The sequence below is a fragment of the Mesorhizobium sp. WSM4817 genome, from assembly GCF_055811135.1.
This window is the reverse complement of sequence record NZ_JBVVQQ010000007.1, coordinates 44,641-61,651: the sequence shown is the minus strand read 5'-3', so window position 1 is coordinate 61,651 and position 17,011 is coordinate 44,641. Positions and strand designations below refer to the sequence as shown.

Below are 17,011 nucleotides of genomic sequence, written 5' to 3'. Positions count from 1 at the left end.
CCGATTGGCGTTGCGCCATCACGGTCGTTTCGCACGAAGCAAAAAGCCAAAATCCTTCCTGACATTTTGCGACGTCTCCTTGAGGTGCGCTTCCAGCACGCCGAAATCCGGCAGGTCGGTGACCGCCAGTAGCAGATCCGAAAGCCCCGGCGGAACGTCGTCGCGTTCGAATACGCCGGTGAGGCAGAGCCGCGTCATCTGGGTCAGCGCCAGATAGAGCGCATAGGCATCGCAAAGCTCCTGCCTGATCTGCGCCTCGGCGAAATCCGGCGCCAGCCTCGACAGCACGTCCGCCGTCCCGGTGACCCGGCGGCCGGCTTCGACTTTTCCCGTGATCACCGCCACCTGCGCGATGAATTCGAGATCGATGAGACCACCCGGGATCAGCTTGATCTCCCAGAGATCGCGCGGCGGTTTTTCCTTCTCGATCATCGCGCGCATCTCGGCCGCCTCGGCCATCACCTTGGCGCTGTCGCGCGGCAGGGCAAGCACCTGTGCCACTTCGGTCTCGACCTCGGCGCACAGCGCTTGATCGCCGCCGATCGCGCGGGCCCTTGACAGCGCCATATGCTCCCAGGTCCAGGCGTCCTTGCGCTGGTACTTCTTGAAGGCATCGACATGGGTCGCCACCGGCCCCTTGTTGCCGGACGGCCGCAAGCGAAGGTCGAGTTCGTAGAGAACGCCCTCGGCGGTCGGCGCGGACACCGCAGCGATCAGCCGCTGCGTCATCCTGGCGTAATAGTGCGACGGGGCGAGCGGCTTGTCGCCATCGGATTCGTCGGCATCGGCGTCGTGATCATAAAGCAGGATGAGGTCGACGTCTGAGCCGGCCGTCAATTCGCGGCTGCCGAGCTTGCCCATGCCGAGCAGCGCAACCGTGCCGCCGGCGATGCGACCGTGGCGTAGCGCGAACTCGGCGATGACCGCCCGCAGCGCCGCGTCGATGGTGAGATCGGCCAGATCGGAAAAGGCACGGCCGGCGCGCGCCGGATCGATCGAGCCGGCAAGCAGCCTGACGCCGATCAGGAATTTTTGCTCGGACGCAAAGATGCGCAAGCGGTCGAGCACGTCCTCATAGGCCCTGTCGCCTTCGAGAAACGCGGCGAGACGGCCGGACAGATAGGCGCGGTCCGGCAGTTCGGTCAAAAGGGCCGGATCAAGCAGGCCGTCAAACACGTGCGGCCGGCGTGTGATGATGGCGGCCAGCCGGGGCGCCGCGCCCATGATGGTCGCCAGCAGCTTCAGCAGAGCCGGATTGGAGTGGAGCAGCGAGAACAGCTGAATGCCGGCGGGCAGACCGGCAAGGAATTCGTCGAAGCGTATCAACGCCTCGTCCGCGCGGCGCGTCTGGCCGAAGGATTGCAGCAGCGCCGGCGTCAGTTCGGTCAACCGCTCGCGCGCCTCGGCTGACTGGGTGACGCGATAGCGGCCGAAATGCCAGCCGCGGATGACGCGGCAGATGTCGCTCGCCCGCTGGAATCCCAATCTCTGCAGGGTCTGCAACGTATCGGGGTCGTCGACATCGCCGGTAAAGACCAGATTGCCGATGCCCGCCGAAAGCTCGGGCGCGGTCTCGAAAAGCGCTGCGTAGTGGCGTTCGACCTGATGGAGTGCGGCGCGGAACGCCTCGGCAAAGGTCGCCGCATCGGCAAAACCGAGCAGGCGGGCAATGCGTTCGAGCCCTTCGTCATCGTCCGGCAGTATGTGGATCTGCTCGTCGGCGACCATCTGAACGGCGTGCTCGACGCGGCGCAGGAGCCAGTACTGCCTTGTGAGCGTATCGCGCGCATCGGCAGTGATCCAGCCGCGTGCCGCAAGCTGGCCAAGCATCGGCACCGTCTCGCGGCCGCGCAGTTCGGGGAAGCGGCCGCCGGCGATGAGCTGCTGGGTCTGGACGAAGAACTCGATCTCGCGGATGCCGCCGCGGCCGAGCTTGACGTTGTGGCCCTTCACCGCGATCTCGCCAAGACCCTTGTGGGCATGGATCTGGCGCTTGATCGAATGGACGTCGGCGATCGCCGCATAGTCCATGTATTTGCGCCAGATGTAGGGCTGGAGCTCCTTCAGGAACGCAGTGCCGGCGGCGACATCGCCGGCCACCGGACGCGCCTTGATCATTGCGGCCCTCTCCCAGTTCTGGCCCCGCGCCTCGTAGTAGCGCAGCGCCGCCTCGACCGGGATCGCCAGCGGCGTCGAACCGGGGTCGGGACGAAGCCTGAGGTCGGTGCGGAAAACATAGCCGTGTTCGGTGCGGTCCTGGAGCATGCGGACCAGCCGGCGGGTCAGGCGCGAAAACAGCTCCGTCGCATCGAGCGGATCGACGACTGCTGGCGCTTGCGGGTCGAAGAAAACGACGAGGTCGATGTCGGAGGAGAAGTTCAGCTCATGCGCGCCAAGCTTGCCCATGCCGAGCAGGATCCAGCCCGACCGGCGCGCCGGATCCTCGAGATCCGGCAGTTTGAGCTTGCCTTGTCGGTGTGCGTCGCGAAGCAGGAAGTCGACGGCAGCGCGGGTGCAGGCGTCGGCAAGATGGCTCAGCCGCCGTACTGTGATTGCAGTTTCGGCCTCGCCTGCAAGATCGGCCAGCGCGATCAGGACATGCGCTTCCGCTTTCCATTGCCGCAACTCCATCATCAGGCCGTTTTCAGAGATGGCTTCCGCCCGCGCGGCCTTGCCGATGGCGGCGCCGATCGACGCCAGCCGCGCCTCGACGGTCTCATCGAAAAGCGCATCCAGGATCTGCGGGCGGCGGCGCACCGTGTCGCGCAGGAACGGCGAAAGGTCGAAGACTGCCGCGAGAAACTCCTGGACGGCGCCCTCGCCGGCCAGGAATTTCGCCAGCACGGCAAGCCCCTCTTCCTGCGCTGCGGAAGCGATCTCCGACAATTCCCGCCGGGCTCGGTTCTGATCCAGAGGCACGAGCCTTGCCGCCGGCTTCAGAAGCCAGTTGGTGTGTTCCGCAGCCGCCTTCACCACCATCAGCGATCCTCCCGTTCGGGAAAACTCATGACGACGGATAATCCAGGATTGGCGGGCAGGAGATCAAGCCGCCCTTTGTGGAATGTCATGATCGCCTTGGCGAGGCTGAGGCCGAGACCGGAACCCGGCTGCGAGCGGCTCTTCTCCAGCCGCACGAAACGCTCGGTCGCCCTGGCGCGATCGGCATCGTCGGGAATGCCCTGGCCGTTGTCGCTGACGGAAAGCCTGATTTCGCTGCCGACGCGATCGAGCGCCACGCGAACGGTCGGCTTGGCTGTCGAGTCGGTCGAATATTTGATCGCGTTGTCGACGATGTTCGATAGCGCCTGGCCGATCAGCTCGCGATTGCCTTCAACGGCGAAGCCGTCCTGCACCGAGGTCTCGAGTGTCACTCCCGCCTCCTCCGCCACCGGCTCGTAGAGCTCGACGACATCGCGCACGGAAGCAGCCAGATCGACCCGGCTGGTGATTTCTGAGGAATAGCCCGCCTCCAGCCTTGAGATCATCAGGATGGCGTTGAAGGTCTTTATCAGATGGTCGGACTCGGCGATGGTCGCTTCCAGCGCCTGCCGGTAGGCGGCGGAGTTGTGCTTGCCGGAGAGCGTCGCCTCGGCGCGGTTGCGCAGCCTGGTCAGCGGCGTCTTCAGATCGTGGGCGATGTTGTCGGAGACCTGCTTCAGCCCTTCATTCAGCGTGGCGATCCTGGCCAGCATGGAATTGAGATTTTCGGAGAGCCGATCGAACTCGTCGCCGGCGCCGGTGACCGGCAGCCGGCCGGAAAGGTCGCCGCCCAAGATGCGGCGACTGGCCTGCGACACCGAGTCGATGCGCTTCAGCGCCGCGCGGCCGACGAAGAACCAGATCAAAATTCCGCCAAGCGCCATCATGCCGAGCGCCAACGTCAAGGCGCGGCGGATGACGGCGCGGAACCGCTCAGGCTCGCCGAGATCGCGGCCGACCAGCATGATCATCTGGTTCGGCAGGCGCAGCACCAAGGCAATGGCGTTGTGGCCCTTCTCGCCTTCGACCTGGACTTCGCTCTGGCTGGGTTCGTTCGGGTCGGCGATCGGGTTGCGTTGCCGCTCGAGCTCGCCCTCGCCAAAGCGCCGGTAGGAAAACGGCTCCGTCGTCCAGCCCTCGGCCACGAGAACGCCGGGTTCCAGGCTCTGCACGTTGCCGGTCAGGATCTGGCCGTTGGCATCGGCGATCAAATAGAGATTGGCGCCGGGTTGGCGGGAGCGCTGCTCGACCACCCGGACCAGCAGCGGCAAGCCGCCGCGCTGATAGACCCGAGCGAGGCCGAGCACCTCGTCGTTGATGGTCTCCTGCGTCTGGCCGGTCAGCATGCGCGCCGACAGCGAGGTCATGTAGAAGACGAGCAGCACCGCACAGATGGCGAACAGCAGGAGATAGAGCGCCGAAAGCCGCGCTGCCGTCGTCTTCATGATGGCCGGCATTGAAAGGGCCACGCTAGCCGCTCTTGAGCATATAGCCGGCGCCACGAACCGTGTGCAGGATGGGCTTGTCGAAGCCCTTCTCGATCTTGCCGCGCAGCCGCGAGACGTGAACGTCGATGACGTTGGTCTGCGGATCGAAATGATAGTCCCAGACATTTTCCAGCAGCATGGTGCGCGTCACCACCTGGCCGGCATGGCGCATCAGATATTCGAGCAGGCGGAACTCGCGCGGCTGCAGCGTAATCTCTCGGGCCGCGCGCCGCACCGAATGCGACAGCCTGTCGAGTTCGAGATCGCCGACCCGGTAGACGGTTTCGGCCTCCCTGGCGCTGGCGCGGCGGTTCAGCACCTCGACTCGGGCCAGAAGCTCGGAAAAGGCATAGGGCTTGGTCAGATAGTCGTCGCCGCCGGCGCGCAAGCCGGTGACCCGGTCGTCGACTTCGCCGAGCGCCGACAGGATCAGCACCGGCGTAGTCTTGCCTCGGGATCTAAGACCGGCGATGACCGACAGGCCGTCGCGGCGCGGCAGCATGCGGTCGACCACCATCACGTCATAGTCGCCGGAGTCAGCGAGCGCGAAGCCGGTTTCGCCGTCGCCGGCGACATGGGCGGTATGCCCGGCCTCGGTGAAGGCTTTCTGGAGGTAATCGGCCGCTTCGCGATCGTCTTCTATGACGAGAATCTTCATGGGACCGTTATACGCGATTTCGCTGGAAGAATGAGTGGCCGGCATAGACATCATGGCCTCGAGGTGTATAGCCAACAAAATGATTCAAGAACGAGCGGTAAGTATTTGTTTTGTAATGTTTTAGCCTCGAGACCCGGCATCCTCGGATTTGGGCGACATGCTTTGTTGTTTGAGCATGTCGTCATCCCAAACCGCTTCACACTTTGGGCGACTGCTCTGTTGTTCGAGCGGCAGCGGGCGATGGGAGCCCGCTGCCGCTGGGGCGGAACACGATGACTGACTAACGTATTCAAGCCCCGTGCTTTCCCATGCGACGGCTCGGGGTGTTTGAAACCGCCGCATCGGAAAAGTCTGGAACGTCAGCCCTTGGCGACAGGCAGCGCGACGAAGCGGTTGCTGTCGTCGCGGGTGATCTGCATCAGCACCGCCTTGCGGCCCGACTTCACCGCGTCGGCCATGGCCTTGGCGACATCCTCGGTGCCATTGACCTCCGTCGAATTGACCGAGGTGATGACGTCGCCGGGCTGGATGCCGCGATCGGCAGCATCGCTGTCGGGATCGACATCGGTCACCACAAGCCCTTTGCCATCGTCGGACCTGGTGACGGTGAGACCGAGATCGGCCAGTGTATCGGCCTTTGGCGGAGCCGAAGGCTGCTGGTCGGCCGAAGCCTGCTTGTCAGTCGAAGGCAGCGTGCCGAGGTCGACCTTGACCGTTTCACTCTTGCCGTCACGCCACAGCGTGACGTCGACCGGCTTGCCGGGCGGGTAGGCGCCGATCAGACGGGCGAGCTCCTTCGGCGAAGCGACGTCCTTGCCGTCCACCTGAGTGATGACGTCACCAGCCGATATGCCGGCCTCCTTGCCGGGACCATCGTCCTGGGCGCTGGAAACGAGCGCACCCTTGTCGGACTTCAGCCCGAGCGATTCGGCGATTTCGGAGGTGACCGGCTGGATCTCGACGCCAAGCCAGCCGCGCTGGACGGTGCCGTCCTTCATCAGATCCTGCACGACCTGTTTTGCGGTCGAGGCGGGAATGTCGAAGGCAATGCCGACGCTGCCACCGGACGGCGAGAAGATCGCGGTGTTGATGCCGACGACCTGGCCGTTGAGGTTGAAGGTCGGGCCACCCGAATTGCCGCGGTTCACCGAGGCATCGATCTGGATGAAGTCATCATAAGGACCGGCGCCGATGTCGCGACCACGGGCCGAGACAATGCCGGCAGTGACTGTGCCGCCGAGGCCGAACGGATTGCCGACGGCCACCACCCAGTCGCCAACGCGAACCTTTGAATCATCGGCGAAGTCGACATAGGTGAACTTGCCGTCGCCTTCGACCTTGAGCACTGCGAGATCGGTGCGCGGATCTGTGCCGACCAACCTGGCGTCGAGTTCCTTGCCGTCATGCATCACCACCGTGAAGGACGAGCCCTCTCCGACGACATGGTTGTTGGTGACGAGGTAGCCATCCTCGGAGATGAAGAAGCCGGACCCTTGAGCGACCGGCCGTGGCTGGCGGTCACCGCGTCCGAAACGTCGCATTCCATCCCGGCTATCCTGATCGCCAAAGCCACGGAACTCCCTGAAGAAGCGGCGCAATTGCGGATCGTCGGGGAGATTGCCGAAGGCGTCGGGAAGGTCGGAGCCGTCGTCAGCGGTCGATTCTATCTTGGCTTTGACGCGGACACTGACGACCGCCGGCGAAACGCGCTCGACCACGTCGGCGAAGCTCGGGACCTGAGGCGCCTCGACACGCACGGCCTCGGCCAGGACGGGGGCTGTCCCGGTGGCAACCGCGCCGAAGCCGATCGCGCCGGCAATGGCCACTGATGCGGCGGCAGCCATCAGGCGTTTGCGGGTGCGGGAATTTGAATTGGGGGCAATATTCATGGGTCTCGTATCCTCTTTCAAGGGATGCGCTTCGGTCGGCATCCTCGGGCAAGAGAAATAGAGGCGCGCACATTACGGCGCCATTTCCAGTGCATGAAACTTTGGTAATGTTTGCAGGCACCAACCCTTTGGTTGCGCCCTCCCGTTGCCCTATGTTGTACACAGTTCAGCACAAGGCTTTCACCATGACCGCAAGCGCCACCATGACGATTCGGGTTTCGTCCGAAACCAAGCTGAAGCTGGAGCGGATCGCCGCCGACACGCGGCGCAGCAAATCCTTCCTCGCGGCCGAGGCGATATCGGCCTATGTCGATCGCGAGCTTGAGATCATCGAAGGCATCAAACGCGGCATGGCCGATGCGGCAGCTGGCCGTGTCGTGCCGCACGACGAAGCCATGGCGGAAATCGACGCCATCATCGAAGCATCGGAAGCCAGGCGCGCAGACAAGGCTTGAAGCGGTTCGTCACCTGGTCGCGAGACATCGTGACACGGCCGTGGTCTTGGCGGCGGGGCGGCCGGGCCGAATTAGTTACCCAGCACCTTGTCCAACGCTGCCTTCTCCTCGGCTGTGAGCATGGCCGCAGGCGCCGATCGGCGCGACCGGGCGGTCAGCACGATGAAAATCCCGCCGGCAAGCAGCAGAAGGACCGGCGTGCCCCACAACAGCGCGTTGCGCAGGCTGAAGCGCGGCTTCAACAGCACGAACTCGCCGTAGCGGGAAACGATGTAATCGATCACCTGCCGGTCGGTATCGCCGGCGACCAGGCGCTGGCGCACCAGCACGCGCAGGTCGCGGGCAAGGTCGGCATCGGATTCGTCGATCGACTGGTTCTGGCAAACCATGCAGCGCAGCTCTTCCGAAAGCGTCCGCGCCCGCGCCTCGAGCGCCGGGTCGGCCAGAACCTCGTCCGGCTTCACCGCAAGTGCGGCGCCGGCAAACAACAGCGTCAGCAGCAGGATCAGGGAGGCCAGTGAAGTTTTTCTTGCGGTCATGGCAGGCTCGCCGAAGGCATGGCGCCCGCCGACTTGCGGCGGCGGGACGGTGCGCCGACGCGCAGCCGCCGGTCCATCAGCGACATCGCAGCGCCTGCCATCATGACAAGGGCGCCGCCCCAGATCAGCGTCACCAGCGGCTTCCACCACAGCCGCACCACGACGGAGCCGTCGGTCGCCTCATCGCCAAGCGAGAGGTAGAGCTGGCTGAAACCGATCGTCTTGATACCGGACTCGGTCGTCGTCATCTGCCGGACCGGATAGGAGCGCTTGGACGAGGTGATCACGGCGGTGGTGCTTCCATCAGCGCCGAGCAGGGCGAAGCGGCCGCGATCCTCGCTGTAGTTAGGCCCCTGGGCCGGATAGAGCCCTTCGAAGCGCAGTGTGTGGCCGGACAGTTGCACGGTCTCGCCGGCACGCATCGACAGGATCTTCTCGGTGCCGAAGCAAAGCGTGCCGACAATGCCCAGCGTCGTCAGCCCAAGACCGAGATGGGCGAGCGCGGTGCCGAAGACCGAACGCGGCAGGCCGGCGAAGCGCCTGAACATGATGCCGGGCGCGACACTGCCAAAGCCGGACTTGACGGCAATATCGGTGAGCGCGCCGCAGATCAGCCAGAAGGCCAGGCCGACGCCAAGTGCAGCGAACACCGACGAGCCGTCGATGAACAAGGCCGTCACCAGCACGGCCAGAAGCCCGGCGGCGAAGGCCGCCATCAGCCGCTGGGCGACGGCGAAAATGTCGCCGCGCTTCCAGGCCAGCAGCGGCCCGAACGGAACCGCGACCAGGAGCGGCACCATCAGCGGGCCGAACGTCAGGTTGAAGAACGGCGCGCCGACCGAAATCTTGTCGGCCGAAACGGCCTCGACGACCAGCGGATAGAGCGTGCCGATCAGCACGGTGGCGGTGGCCGTGGTCAGGAACAGATTGTTGAGGACCAGCGCCCCTTCGCGCGAGATCGGATGAAACAGGCCGCCGGCCGTCAACCTCGAGGCGCGAAAGGCGAACAACGCCAGTGATCCGCCGATGAACAGTGTCAGGATGCAGAGAATGAACACGCCGCGCGTTGGATCGGTGGCGAAGGCGTGGACGGAGGTGAGCACGCCGGAGCGCACCAGGAAGGTGCCGAGCAGCGACAGCGAGAAGGTCAGGATCGCCAGCAACAGCGTCCAGATCTTCAGGGCTGAGCGCTTTTCCATGACGATCGCCGAATGGAGCAGCGCCGTGCCGGCCAGCCAAGGCATGAACGAGGCGTTCTCGACCGGATCCCAGAACCAGAAACCGCCCCAGCCAAGTTCGTAATAGGCCCAGTAGGAGCCCATGGCGATGCCGCCGGTCAGGAACATCCAGGCGACCAGCGTCCATGGCCGCACCCAGCGCGCCCAGGACGCGTCGATGCGGCCTTCGATGAGGGCGGCGACCGAGAAGGAAAAGCAGATCGAGAAGCCGACATAGCCGAGATAGAGCAGCGGCGGATGGATGGCGAGGCCGAGATCCTGCAGGATCGGGTTGAGATCGCGGCCCTCGATCGGCGCCGGATTGAGCCTGGCGAACGGGTTGGACGTCGCCAGGATGAACAGCAAGAAGGTGGCGCCGATCGCGCCTTGCACGGCCAGCACGTTGGCTCGAAGGGTCGCTGGAAGATTGCTGCCGAAAGCAGCGACGAGCGCCCCGAAGAAGCTCAGGATCAGCACCCAGAGCAGCATCGAGCCCTCGTGATTGCCCCAGGTGCCGGTGATCTTGTAGATCAGCGGCTGCAGCGAATGCGAGTTGTCCCAGACGTTGGCCACCGAAAAGTCGGACGTCGCATAGGCCGTCGCCAGCGCCGCGAAGGACAGAGCGGTCAAGGCAAAGCCGGTCACCGCGACCGGACCGCCGACGGCCATCATCTTCTGGCTGTTGATACGCGCGCCGAACAGCGGCACCAGCGCCTGCACCAAAGACAGCGCGAACGCCAGGACCAGCGCGAAATGTCCGGTTTCAACCATTGTGGCCAAGCCCGCCAGGTTTTTGTCTTGCCGCAGGGTCTTGCCGCAAAATCGTGGGAACCCTCGGGTCAAGCCCGAGGGCAGGCTTTTGCGGAACCTGCTTAGTCACTTTTTGCTCTCCTGCCACACGCCCCTGGACTTGAGGCCGTCGGCCACCTCCTTGGGCATGTAGTTCTCGTCGTGCTTGGCCAGGACGCTGTCGGCGACGAAGACGCCGTCCGGGCGAAAAATGCCTTCAGTGATGACGCCCTGCTCCTCGCGGAAAAGGTCGGGAAGAATCCCGGTGTAGGTGACCTTGACCTGCTTCTGGTTGTCGGTCACCGAAAAGGCGACGGTGGTCCCCTGACCGCGCTCGATCGTGCCTTTTTCGACGAGGCCGCCGAGCCTGATACGCTGCCCGGGCTGCAGGCTGGCGGTGGTCAGATCGGCGGGCATGTAGAAGTAGGAGGCCTTCTGGCCGAGCGCATAGAAGGTCAGGCCGGTGGCGGCACCGAGGAAGGCCAACCCTCCGGCGATCACCGACAGTCTTTTCTGCTTGCGCGTCATTTCTTACTCCGTCGCCGTCAGGCCAAGCGAGGCGGCAAAGGCGGTGAATTTCTTCGCTTCGTCACTATCGGAGCCAAAAACGGCGATACCGCGATTGAGCGCGTCGCGCGCCTGATCGGCCTTGCCCAGCACGACATAGGAACGAATAAGCTGCATCCATCCTTCCACATCGCGCGGGTTTTGCCGCAGTTTTTCGTCAAGCCCCGCAACCATGGTGTTGATCATCGCTTCCCTATCCTGCGGCGACATCGACGAGGCGGCGTCGACATCCCCGGCGTTCGGGCCTTTTGCAGGCACTCCCGAAGCGACGCTGCGCCTGGCGGTTTCGGCCAGTGCCTGCGCGACGGCGCCGCGCCAGGGCGAGTCCTGCGGCAAGGCCGCGAGCATTTTCTGCCAGCCGGCCGTCGCCTCCTCGATGCGGCCTTCCTGCGCCATGCCCATCGCCAGATAAAAGCTGGCCTTCGGAGTCGCCGGATCGAGCTTCAGCGCCGCCTCGAAGGCTGCCTGGGCATCGGCCGAGACAATGCCGCCCGCTTCGCTGGCGATCGCCTCGCCGAGGCCGGCCTGGCGGGCTGCGCTGTCGCCGTCGAGGCGAATGGCGTTGCGGTACGCCGTCACTGCGTCGGAGAACCGCTGCATGCGCAGATAGATTGGCGCCAGGACGTCCCAACCCCTGCCATCGGACGGGTTGGCGGCAAGGTGGGCCTCGGCGCGTGCCACCAGTTCGTCGACCGAACTGTCGGCGGGATTCTTGGCCAGTCGCTCGCTGAGCGGCTGCGACGGCAGATCGGGCGAGCCGAGTTGGCTGTACAAGCCCCAACTGACCAGCGGAACCGCCAGGAGCGCAGCCGTCGCGACCAGCCTGGTCGCCATCGACGGCTGCCGCGCCGCTGCCTTGTCGGCGGCATTGTCGAGGCGAAGGATGCGGCGGGCGATCTCCGCACGCGCCTCTTCGGCCTCCGCCGGCTGAATCAGGCCACGCGCCACGTCGCGGTCAAGCTCGGACAGTTGGTCGCGATAGACTTCAAGGTCATGATCGCTGCTCGTCGAATCACCCTTCGGGCCGGCGGCCAGCGGCAGCAGCACCGCCAGGCTTGCACCCAGCGTGAGAATGGCGGCTATGACCCAGAACAGCATGTTTCTTCCAATAACGGCAGAGCCCTGCCCTGCCAACACAGGCGTCCTGCGACGCTTTGACGGCAGATGCGTCGCATGTCCTTGATTGATGTCAACCGGACCCAAAGCGCGTCGCGTTCGACCGGCGTCCTGCGACGCGCCTTAGATAGTTGTTTTCATGCATATCGTCATCGCAAGATCGCTGCACACCCTCGAGTCAGGCCCGAGGGCATGCTTTTGCGCGAATTATTGTTTTTATGCATGTCGTTATCGCAAAACCGCTGCACACTTTGCGCGACATGCATTATCCGGCCGGTCGTTACGTCAGCGGCGTCCAGCTGCCATCGGCGTTGCGGCAAGCGGTTCCGCGCGCGGTGGCGCCGGCGGCGCCGGTAAACACCGTATGGGTGTATTGTCGGCAGTCCTGCGAGCCGACGCGATAGGGCTGGGCGGGCACGACTTCACCGTAATGCGCCGACCGATCGCTCTTCCACGTCACCTTCTGGCTGCTCGCCGTGTACTCGAGCGCCCTGTATTCCGCCTCCAGCGCCTTGCGCTTTTCGGGGCCGCTCAAGCCGGTACCGATCGATCCGCTGACGAGGCCGCCGCCCATGGCGGAAATGACCGTCGTCGCGATCTTGCCTTCACTTGGCGGCGTTGCGGCCGGCTGCGGCGCCACCGTGGGGCCAGGGTTCCTGCCCAGTGTCGTGCAGCCGGAAACGGCCAGCAGTGCGGAGACGAGCGCGACGCGAATCTTCATGCCAAAAACCGGTCTCTTGAGTTAAAGCTGGGGGCCGCGCCATCGGGGGAAGTCGGCGTGGCCATAGTGTCGATGTTTGTCGGAAATTTGGCCGCGGCCGACGGCTCCGGGACCAGTCGACATGCCGCCATATCACGCACCGTCGATCAATGTCGACTGGCCCAGCAAAAACCATAGGCCTAGTGAAGGCTCCGCAATCGAACCACCGCCTTCAACCCGCCCATGCTGGACCCTTCCAGAGCCAGAACGCCTCCGTATTCGTTGACGAGGTCGGCGACAATGGCAAGTCCAAGCCCGGTGCCCGGCTTTGTCTCGTCGAGACGCCGTCCGCGCTTCAGCGCCTCGCGTGACTTGTCTTCCGGAATGCCCGGGCCGTCATCCTCGATGCTGATCTCGAACAGATTGACAGCACCCTCCTTGCCGGAGCCAGTCTTCTTGCCGGAGATTGGCGCCACCGATACCGCGACCGCGCTCTTTGCCCATTTCATGGCGTTGTCGAGCAAATTGCCAAGCAATTCTTCCAGATCCTCGCGTTCGCCGGCAAAGACGATATCGACTGCCGGCAGCGAAAGTGAGAGAGCGGTCTGCGGATTGAGTTTTTGCAGCACGCGCACCATGCGCTGGACCAGCGGCGCCACCGGCGTGCGGTAGACAACGCTGTCACGTTGCGCCGCAACGCGGGCGCGCTGCAGATAATGGTCAATCTGCTTCTGCATCGAGGCGGCCTGTTCGGCTATGAGCTGGCCCTTGGCGCCGCCGAGCGCCCGTCCCTCGTTGATCAGCACCGCCAGCGGCGTCTTCAGCGAATGGGCGAGGTTGCCGACCTGCGTCCGCGAGCGCTCGACGATACGCTTGTTGTTTTCGATCAACGCGTTGGTCTCGTCGGCGAGCGGCTCGATCTCGGCAGGGAAGCGACCGTCGAGCTTTTGCGCGGTTCCTTCGCGCACCATGGCGAGAGCGTCCCTGACCCGGCGCAATGGCTGCAGGCCCAGCAGGATGGCGATGGCGTTGATGGCGATCATGCCGACGCCGAACAGCGAAAGATAGGTCAGCAGGCGACGCTGAAAGGCGCTTATCTCCTGCTCGAGCTCGGTCCGGTTGCCCATGACGCGGAAGCGCGCTGCGCGATTTTTCGCGTCGAGAACGAATTCGCTCTCGAACACTTCCAGTTCCTCGCCATCGATGCCTTCTGTCGTATAGCTGCGCTGGAAGCTGGCATTGAACGGAACCTCGGCGACGCTTGGCGACAGGATCGCCGTGGTCATCGAGGAGGAGTGCAACTCACCACTCACGCCTTCCGACGCAGGCTCCACCGACCAGTACCAGCCGGACTTCGGCTCCGAGAATCGAAGGTCGCCCAGGTCGGGAGCGCCGGTCAGCGAACCGCCTTCGGACACCCCGACCGAGCCGATCAGATTGAACAGATGCGCCGACAGCAGGCTGTCGAAACCGCGCTCGTTCGCCTGGCGATAAAGGGTGGTGATCAGCGTGAAGATGACAATCAGGGTGAGTATCGCCCAGACCGTGGAAAAGGCGATCACCCGGAACGCCAGCGAACGCGGCCCGAACCGCAGTGAAAGCGGCGTCCTTGCAGTCTGTCTAAGCGGTTCCGCCTTAGGCCTCCGGCTCACGCATTCGATAGCCCATGCCGCGAACGGTTTCTATCATGTCGATGCCCATCTTCTTGCGAAGCCGCCCGACAAAGACCTCGATTGTGTTGGAATCGCGGTCGAAATCCTGATCGTAAAGGTGCTCGACCAACTCGGTTCGGGACACGACCTCGCCCATATGGTGCATCAAATAGGCAAGCAGGCGAAATTCGTGCGACGTCAGCTTCAACGGCACGCCGTCGACATTGGCCTTGGAGGCTTTGGTGTCGAGCCGCAGCGGTCCGCAGGTCAGCTCGGACGACGCATGGCCGGCCGCGCGCCGGATGAGCGCTCGGACCCTGGCCAGCACCTCTTCGATGTGGAACGGCTTGGTGACATAATCGTCGGCGCCGGCGTCGATGCCGGAGACCTTGTCGCTCCAGCGATCGCGCGCCGTCAAAATCAGGACCGGCATCTTGCGGCCGCCGCGCCGCCAGCGTTCGACCACGCTGATGCCGTCCATCTGCGGCAAGCCGATGTCGAGCACCACGGCGTCATAGGGCTCGGTGTCGCCGAGGAAATGCCCTTCCTCACCGTCGAAAGCCCGGTCGACAACATAGCCGGCATCGACCAGCGCGTCTGATATCTGCCGGTTCAGATCCTTGTCATCTTCGACGACGAGTACGCGCATGCGGGAATCATACCCAGTTGAAGAATCGGCCTGTTGAAAAATCGGCCGGTTGAGGAGCTGGACGTCAGATATAGGCCGATTCCAGCGCCTGGGATACGGCAGGCATCAGTTCAGCGGAACGACGATCTCCGTGCGGCGCGGACGCTGCCCATCCTTGCCCGGAACCAGCACGACGATGACGCAGACCGGCTGGCCACCGCGCGTCGACTGCGACGCCTTGGCCAGCGTGCCGCCATTCTGCTCGGCGACCTGCTGACCGATCGCGTAGCAGTCGGAGGCGGCCAGGACGATCGGCCGGTTCTGCTCGGGCACGACGACCGGCAGCGCCGTCGCCTGCGACGCAAACAGACCGGCAGCGCAGAGAGCAAGTGTCGCGGTTGGGAAGTGGGAGCGAAGCGTTTTCATGATCAGCGTCCTAACGCATCGGTGCTGAACGTGATATGAACATTGCCTGCAACACATGCCTGTCTCACCCCCTGAAATGCGACACAACCAACCCCGGTGATTTGGCCGCCCCAACCCGGCAAATCCAGGCGCCAGTCTAGACTGTGTTGCAGCCTTATTGAAAGCGCGTCAGGCGTTTTCTTCCGTCACGGCAAGAAAGCGCAGCAGCCCGTGACAGGCTGAAAGATCCTGGTCGTAACGGACCTCGGTGAATTCGAGCCTGAGATTGACGCGGTGATGCTCGTCGAGCGCGAGCGCCGCATCCTGGAGGCGGGCGCTGACCATGTCCATCACGTCGAGCATTTCTTTCCTGGCCTCGGATTTCGACCAGAAATGCAGAGTGAAAAGCTGCTCGGCGTCTTTCTCCCTGCCTGTTACCCAATCATAGACGCTGGTCCGGCCGAACGTCACATAGGGAAACGGGATGTTTTCCGGGACATGGTCGAATAGTTTTGCGCCGCCCAGCGCCGCTGACAGGGAACCGTCAGCGTCCAGCGCCTGGAACAAGGCCTTCTGCAACGCGGCAGCCGGCGCGTTCATTGTATTCTCCCTCGCCCGTCGCGGCTGAACAGGCCTTTGTGCCGTCAACGATTCGTGCTTGCAGCGTAGCCGCGTTGAGGTGGCTGCGCCAGATCAGGGGGATCTCAGGTGGCTACCCACACCTTTCATTTGACATGCAAGGCGTTTGAAAAACGGTGCTATGGAGTGTTTGTTTCTCCAGACCTTCGAGGTTGTTTTCGTGCGCGAGCCATCGCTGCTGCCTGTTTTCGGAAAGCTTGGGATCAAGACGCCAGTCGTCGTTGCGGCGGCGCCGACCATGTCGAAAAGCATTAAGAACATTGTGTCCCGCATGCGGGAGGTTCTGTCTTCATACGGAGGCCTAGCCTTGAAGCTGTTCGTCGTCGTTTGGACGGTCCTTGTCGTGGCGGCAGTGTTCTACATCACACAGGCCTGACCAATCGCATTCATCGATCGGGGGCGGAAACGAAACGGATGCCGGAATGGCAAACCGCTACGCACTGCGCATGGAGCATCCGCACAGCTGGACCGTCTTCGATGGCTTCACCGGCCAGCCCGTCGAGCTTAAGCACCAAGTCTTGGTTGGCATGAACACGCGCGATGCAGACGCGATGGTCGGATCGGCTGGACAGCGAGATGTCAAGCGACGGGCAAAGGCGGAGAGCAAGCCCTGATCCTGCCGCTAGGTTCACTCGGCACATTCGTGCGCCTGGATCGGATCTGGCGCGTTGGCCCTGAACGCGATGACGTTCGGGATTTAACGAAAATCGGCCGCCGTCAGCACATATATGCTCTTGCGGGTCCGGTCATAGGCATTCCTGGCGACGTCGTGGATGGAGTTGGAAGCCGTATCGAAGGCGGCGAGATAGGTGGCTTCTGCAGTTGGTGTCCCTGACTCTGCCTTCGAGATGGCATCCGTGGCGACGGAGAAGGAAATCTGGAACATGCCGTCATGGCCGACGAAGCGGATGCGTTTGCCCGCCTCGTCGTAGCTCCGGCTTCGATTGGGAAATGTCAGGCTCATGACTTGACCTCCGTTGATGCAACGTCTGCTTTCTTGATCGCCCGCGACGCCCGCTTTTTCTTGGGGGCGACGGGATTGAGGGCCTCCGCGGCGCGGTCGGCCTCTTCCTTGGCCAGCCGCAACGCCCGCAATCTTGCCGTCTTGATGGTCCTGGCCTTGGCCTCGGAAACATATTCGGCCGTTGCCTGATTGCGTTCCGCGGTTTTCTTCTGCTTCTCCATGAAGCGCGCTTCGGCTTTTTCCATGATGTTCTGGCTAACTTCCGCCATCGATCAAAACCTCCTTTTGGCTGCAATGATGAAAATGATTTTCTCCCTTAAAATAGTC

General features: G+C 63.5%; 18 protein-coding genes. 3 read left to right on the top strand and 15 right to left on the bottom strand.

Annotated features, from left to right (window positions below; all coding sequences use genetic code 11):
* Window positions 1–18: 18 nt before the first annotated feature.
* The 4 genes from AC0L2K_RS12290 to AC0L2K_RS12275 form a co-directional block, all read right to left on the bottom strand.
* Window positions 19–2,979, bottom strand: a complete 2,961-nt coding sequence (locus tag AC0L2K_RS12290; protein ID WP_473531461.1) for a bifunctional [glutamine synthetase] adenylyltransferase/[glutamine synthetase]-adenylyl-L-tyrosine phosphorylase — start codon at window positions 2,977–2,979, stop codon at window positions 19–21.
* On the bottom strand, window positions 2,979–4,448 hold the full coding sequence (locus tag AC0L2K_RS12285) for a sensor histidine kinase (RefSeq protein WP_473531460.1): 1,470 nt from the start codon (window positions 4,446–4,448) through the stop codon (window positions 2,979–2,981). The genes AC0L2K_RS12290 and AC0L2K_RS12285 overlap by 1 nt, the downstream gene beginning before the upstream one ends.
* A gap of 1 nt (window position 4,449) precedes the next feature.
* Entirely contained in the window at window positions 4,450–5,124 is a 675-nt protein-coding gene (locus AC0L2K_RS12280; RefSeq protein ID WP_023800810.1) for a response regulator transcription factor, read from the bottom strand.
* 359 nt (window positions 5,125–5,483) lie between these two features.
* Window positions 5,484–7,013, bottom strand: coding sequence for a Do family serine endopeptidase (locus tag AC0L2K_RS12275; RefSeq protein WP_473531459.1), 1,530 nt, complete (start codon window positions 7,011–7,013; stop codon window positions 5,484–5,486).
* Window positions 7,014–7,198: 185 nt separating this feature from the next.
* Here AC0L2K_RS12275 and AC0L2K_RS12270 point away from each other — a divergent pair, with 185 nt between their 5' ends.
* Window positions 7,199–7,468: a CopG family ribbon-helix-helix protein gene (locus tag AC0L2K_RS12270; protein ID WP_091590846.1), complete on the top strand. Its 270-nt coding sequence runs from the start codon at window positions 7,199–7,201 to the stop codon at window positions 7,466–7,468.
* A 71-nt stretch (window positions 7,469–7,539) separates the two neighbouring features.
* On the opposite strand, the gene AC0L2K_RS12265 is transcribed toward AC0L2K_RS12270, so the two are convergent.
* From AC0L2K_RS12265 to AC0L2K_RS12225, 9 genes are all read right to left on the bottom strand, one after another.
* A complete protein-coding gene (locus AC0L2K_RS12265) occupies window positions 7,540–8,007 on the bottom strand; it encodes a cytochrome c-type biogenesis protein (RefSeq protein ID WP_473516799.1) in 468 nt (155 codons plus the stop codon).
* Window positions 8,004–9,995, bottom strand: a complete 1,992-nt coding sequence (locus AC0L2K_RS12260) for a heme lyase CcmF/NrfE family subunit (protein ID WP_128172671.1) — start codon at window positions 9,993–9,995, stop codon at window positions 8,004–8,006. The genes AC0L2K_RS12265 and AC0L2K_RS12260 overlap by 4 nt, the downstream gene beginning before the upstream one ends.
* Window positions 9,996–10,100: 105 nt before the next feature.
* The gene (gene ccmE, locus AC0L2K_RS12255; protein ID WP_023800816.1) at window positions 10,101–10,541 is read right to left on the bottom strand and encodes a cytochrome c maturation protein CcmE; all 441 of its coding nucleotides are present in this window, start codon (window positions 10,539–10,541) and stop codon (window positions 10,101–10,103) included.
* A gap of 3 nt (window positions 10,542–10,544) precedes the next feature.
* Window positions 10,545–11,678 carry a c-type cytochrome biogenesis protein CcmI gene (gene ccmI / locus AC0L2K_RS12250; RefSeq protein ID WP_473531458.1) on the bottom strand — a complete coding sequence of 378 codons (1,134 nt, stop codon included), beginning with the start codon at window positions 11,676–11,678 and terminating at the stop codon, window positions 10,545–10,547.
* A 298-nt stretch (window positions 11,679–11,976) separates the two neighbouring features.
* Window positions 11,977–12,417, bottom strand: coding sequence for a hypothetical protein (locus AC0L2K_RS12245; RefSeq protein ID WP_091590387.1), 441 nt, complete (start codon window positions 12,415–12,417; stop codon window positions 11,977–11,979).
* Window positions 12,418–12,596: 179 nt separating this feature from the next.
* Window positions 12,597–14,048, bottom strand: a complete 1,452-nt coding sequence (locus AC0L2K_RS12240; protein ID WP_473531457.1) for an ATP-binding protein — start codon at window positions 14,046–14,048, stop codon at window positions 12,597–12,599.
* Entirely contained in the window at window positions 14,032–14,697 is a 666-nt protein-coding gene (locus AC0L2K_RS12235) for a response regulator transcription factor (protein WP_473531456.1), read from the bottom strand. Before AC0L2K_RS12235 ends, AC0L2K_RS12240 begins: the two co-directional genes overlap by 17 nt.
* Window positions 14,698–14,802: 105 nt before the next feature.
* Window positions 14,803–15,102 carry a hypothetical protein gene (locus AC0L2K_RS12230; protein WP_023800821.1) on the bottom strand — a complete coding sequence of 100 codons (300 nt, stop codon included), beginning with the start codon at window positions 15,100–15,102 and terminating at the stop codon, window positions 14,803–14,805.
* 168 nt (window positions 15,103–15,270) lie between these two features.
* Window positions 15,271–15,681 carry a DUF3168 domain-containing protein gene (locus AC0L2K_RS12225; RefSeq protein WP_091590384.1) on the bottom strand — a complete coding sequence of 137 codons (411 nt, stop codon included), beginning with the start codon at window positions 15,679–15,681 and terminating at the stop codon, window positions 15,271–15,273.
* Between the two features lie 145 nt (window positions 15,682–15,826).
* Here AC0L2K_RS12225 and AC0L2K_RS12220 point away from each other — a divergent pair, with 145 nt between their 5' ends.
* Together AC0L2K_RS12220 and AC0L2K_RS12215 are read left to right on the top strand one after the other, a co-directional pair.
* Window positions 15,827–16,096: a hypothetical protein gene (locus tag AC0L2K_RS12220; RefSeq protein ID WP_245268524.1), complete on the top strand. Its 270-nt coding sequence runs from the start codon at window positions 15,827–15,829 to the stop codon at window positions 16,094–16,096.
* Window positions 16,097–16,142: 46 nt separating this feature from the next.
* Window positions 16,143–16,334, top strand: a complete 192-nt coding sequence (locus AC0L2K_RS12215) for a hypothetical protein (RefSeq protein WP_473531455.1) — start codon at window positions 16,143–16,145, stop codon at window positions 16,332–16,334.
* 83 nt (window positions 16,335–16,417) lie between these two features.
* On the opposite strand, the gene AC0L2K_RS12210 is transcribed toward AC0L2K_RS12215, so the two are convergent.
* Both AC0L2K_RS12210 and AC0L2K_RS12205 read right to left on the bottom strand, forming a co-directional pair.
* Entirely contained in the window at window positions 16,418–16,684 is a 267-nt protein-coding gene (locus AC0L2K_RS12210; RefSeq protein ID WP_091590381.1) for a DUF1488 family protein, read from the bottom strand.
* Window positions 16,681–16,953, bottom strand: a complete 273-nt coding sequence (locus AC0L2K_RS12205) for a hypothetical protein (protein WP_027152776.1) — start codon at window positions 16,951–16,953, stop codon at window positions 16,681–16,683. The genes AC0L2K_RS12210 and AC0L2K_RS12205 overlap by 4 nt, the downstream gene beginning before the upstream one ends.
* Between the last annotated feature and the right edge of the window lie 58 nt (window positions 16,954–17,011).

Bases quoted from the DNA above. Each gene is read 5' to 3' on its own strand.
- AC0L2K_RS12290 (WP_473531461.1), bottom strand. From the start codon at position 2,979: ATGGTGGTGAAGGCGGCTGCGGAACACACCAACTGGCTTCTGAAGCCG.
- AC0L2K_RS12280 (WP_023800810.1), bottom strand. From the start codon at position 5,124: ATGAAGATTCTCGTCATAGAAGACGATCGCGAAGCGGCCGATTACCTC.
- AC0L2K_RS12275 (WP_473531459.1), bottom strand. From the start codon at position 7,013: ATGAATATTGCCCCCAATTCAAATTCCCGCACCCGCAAACGCCTGATG.
- AC0L2K_RS12270 (WP_091590846.1), top strand. From the start codon at position 7,199: ATGACCGCAAGCGCCACCATGACGATTCGGGTTTCGTCCGAAACCAAG.
- AC0L2K_RS12265 (WP_473516799.1), bottom strand. From the start codon at position 8,007: ATGACCGCAAGAAAAACTTCACTGGCCTCCCTGATCCTGCTGCTGACG.
- AC0L2K_RS12260 (WP_128172671.1), bottom strand. From the start codon at position 9,995: ATGGTTGAAACCGGACATTTCGCGCTGGTCCTGGCGTTCGCGCTGTCT.
- ccmE (WP_023800816.1), bottom strand. From the start codon at position 10,541: ATGACGCGCAAGCAGAAAAGACTGTCGGTGATCGCCGGAGGGTTGGCC.
- ccmI (WP_473531458.1), bottom strand. From the start codon at position 11,678: ATGCTGTTCTGGGTCATAGCCGCCATTCTCACGCTGGGTGCAAGCCTG.
- AC0L2K_RS12245 (WP_091590387.1), bottom strand. From the start codon at position 12,417: ATGAAGATTCGCGTCGCGCTCGTCTCCGCACTGCTGGCCGTTTCCGGC.
- AC0L2K_RS12235 (WP_473531456.1), bottom strand. From the start codon at position 14,697: ATGCGCGTACTCGTCGTCGAAGATGACAAGGATCTGAACCGGCAGATA.
- AC0L2K_RS12230 (WP_023800821.1), bottom strand. From the start codon at position 15,102: ATGAAAACGCTTCGCTCCCACTTCCCAACCGCGACACTTGCTCTCTGC.
- AC0L2K_RS12225 (WP_091590384.1), bottom strand. From the start codon at position 15,681: ATGAACGCGCCGGCTGCCGCGTTGCAGAAGGCCTTGTTCCAGGCGCTG.
- AC0L2K_RS12215 (WP_473531455.1), top strand. From the start codon at position 16,143: ATGGCAAACCGCTACGCACTGCGCATGGAGCATCCGCACAGCTGGACC.
- AC0L2K_RS12210 (WP_091590381.1), bottom strand. From the start codon at position 16,684: ATGAGCCTGACATTTCCCAATCGAAGCCGGAGCTACGACGAGGCGGGC.
- AC0L2K_RS12205 (WP_027152776.1), bottom strand. From the start codon at position 16,953: ATGGCGGAAGTTAGCCAGAACATCATGGAAAAAGCCGAAGCGCGCTTC.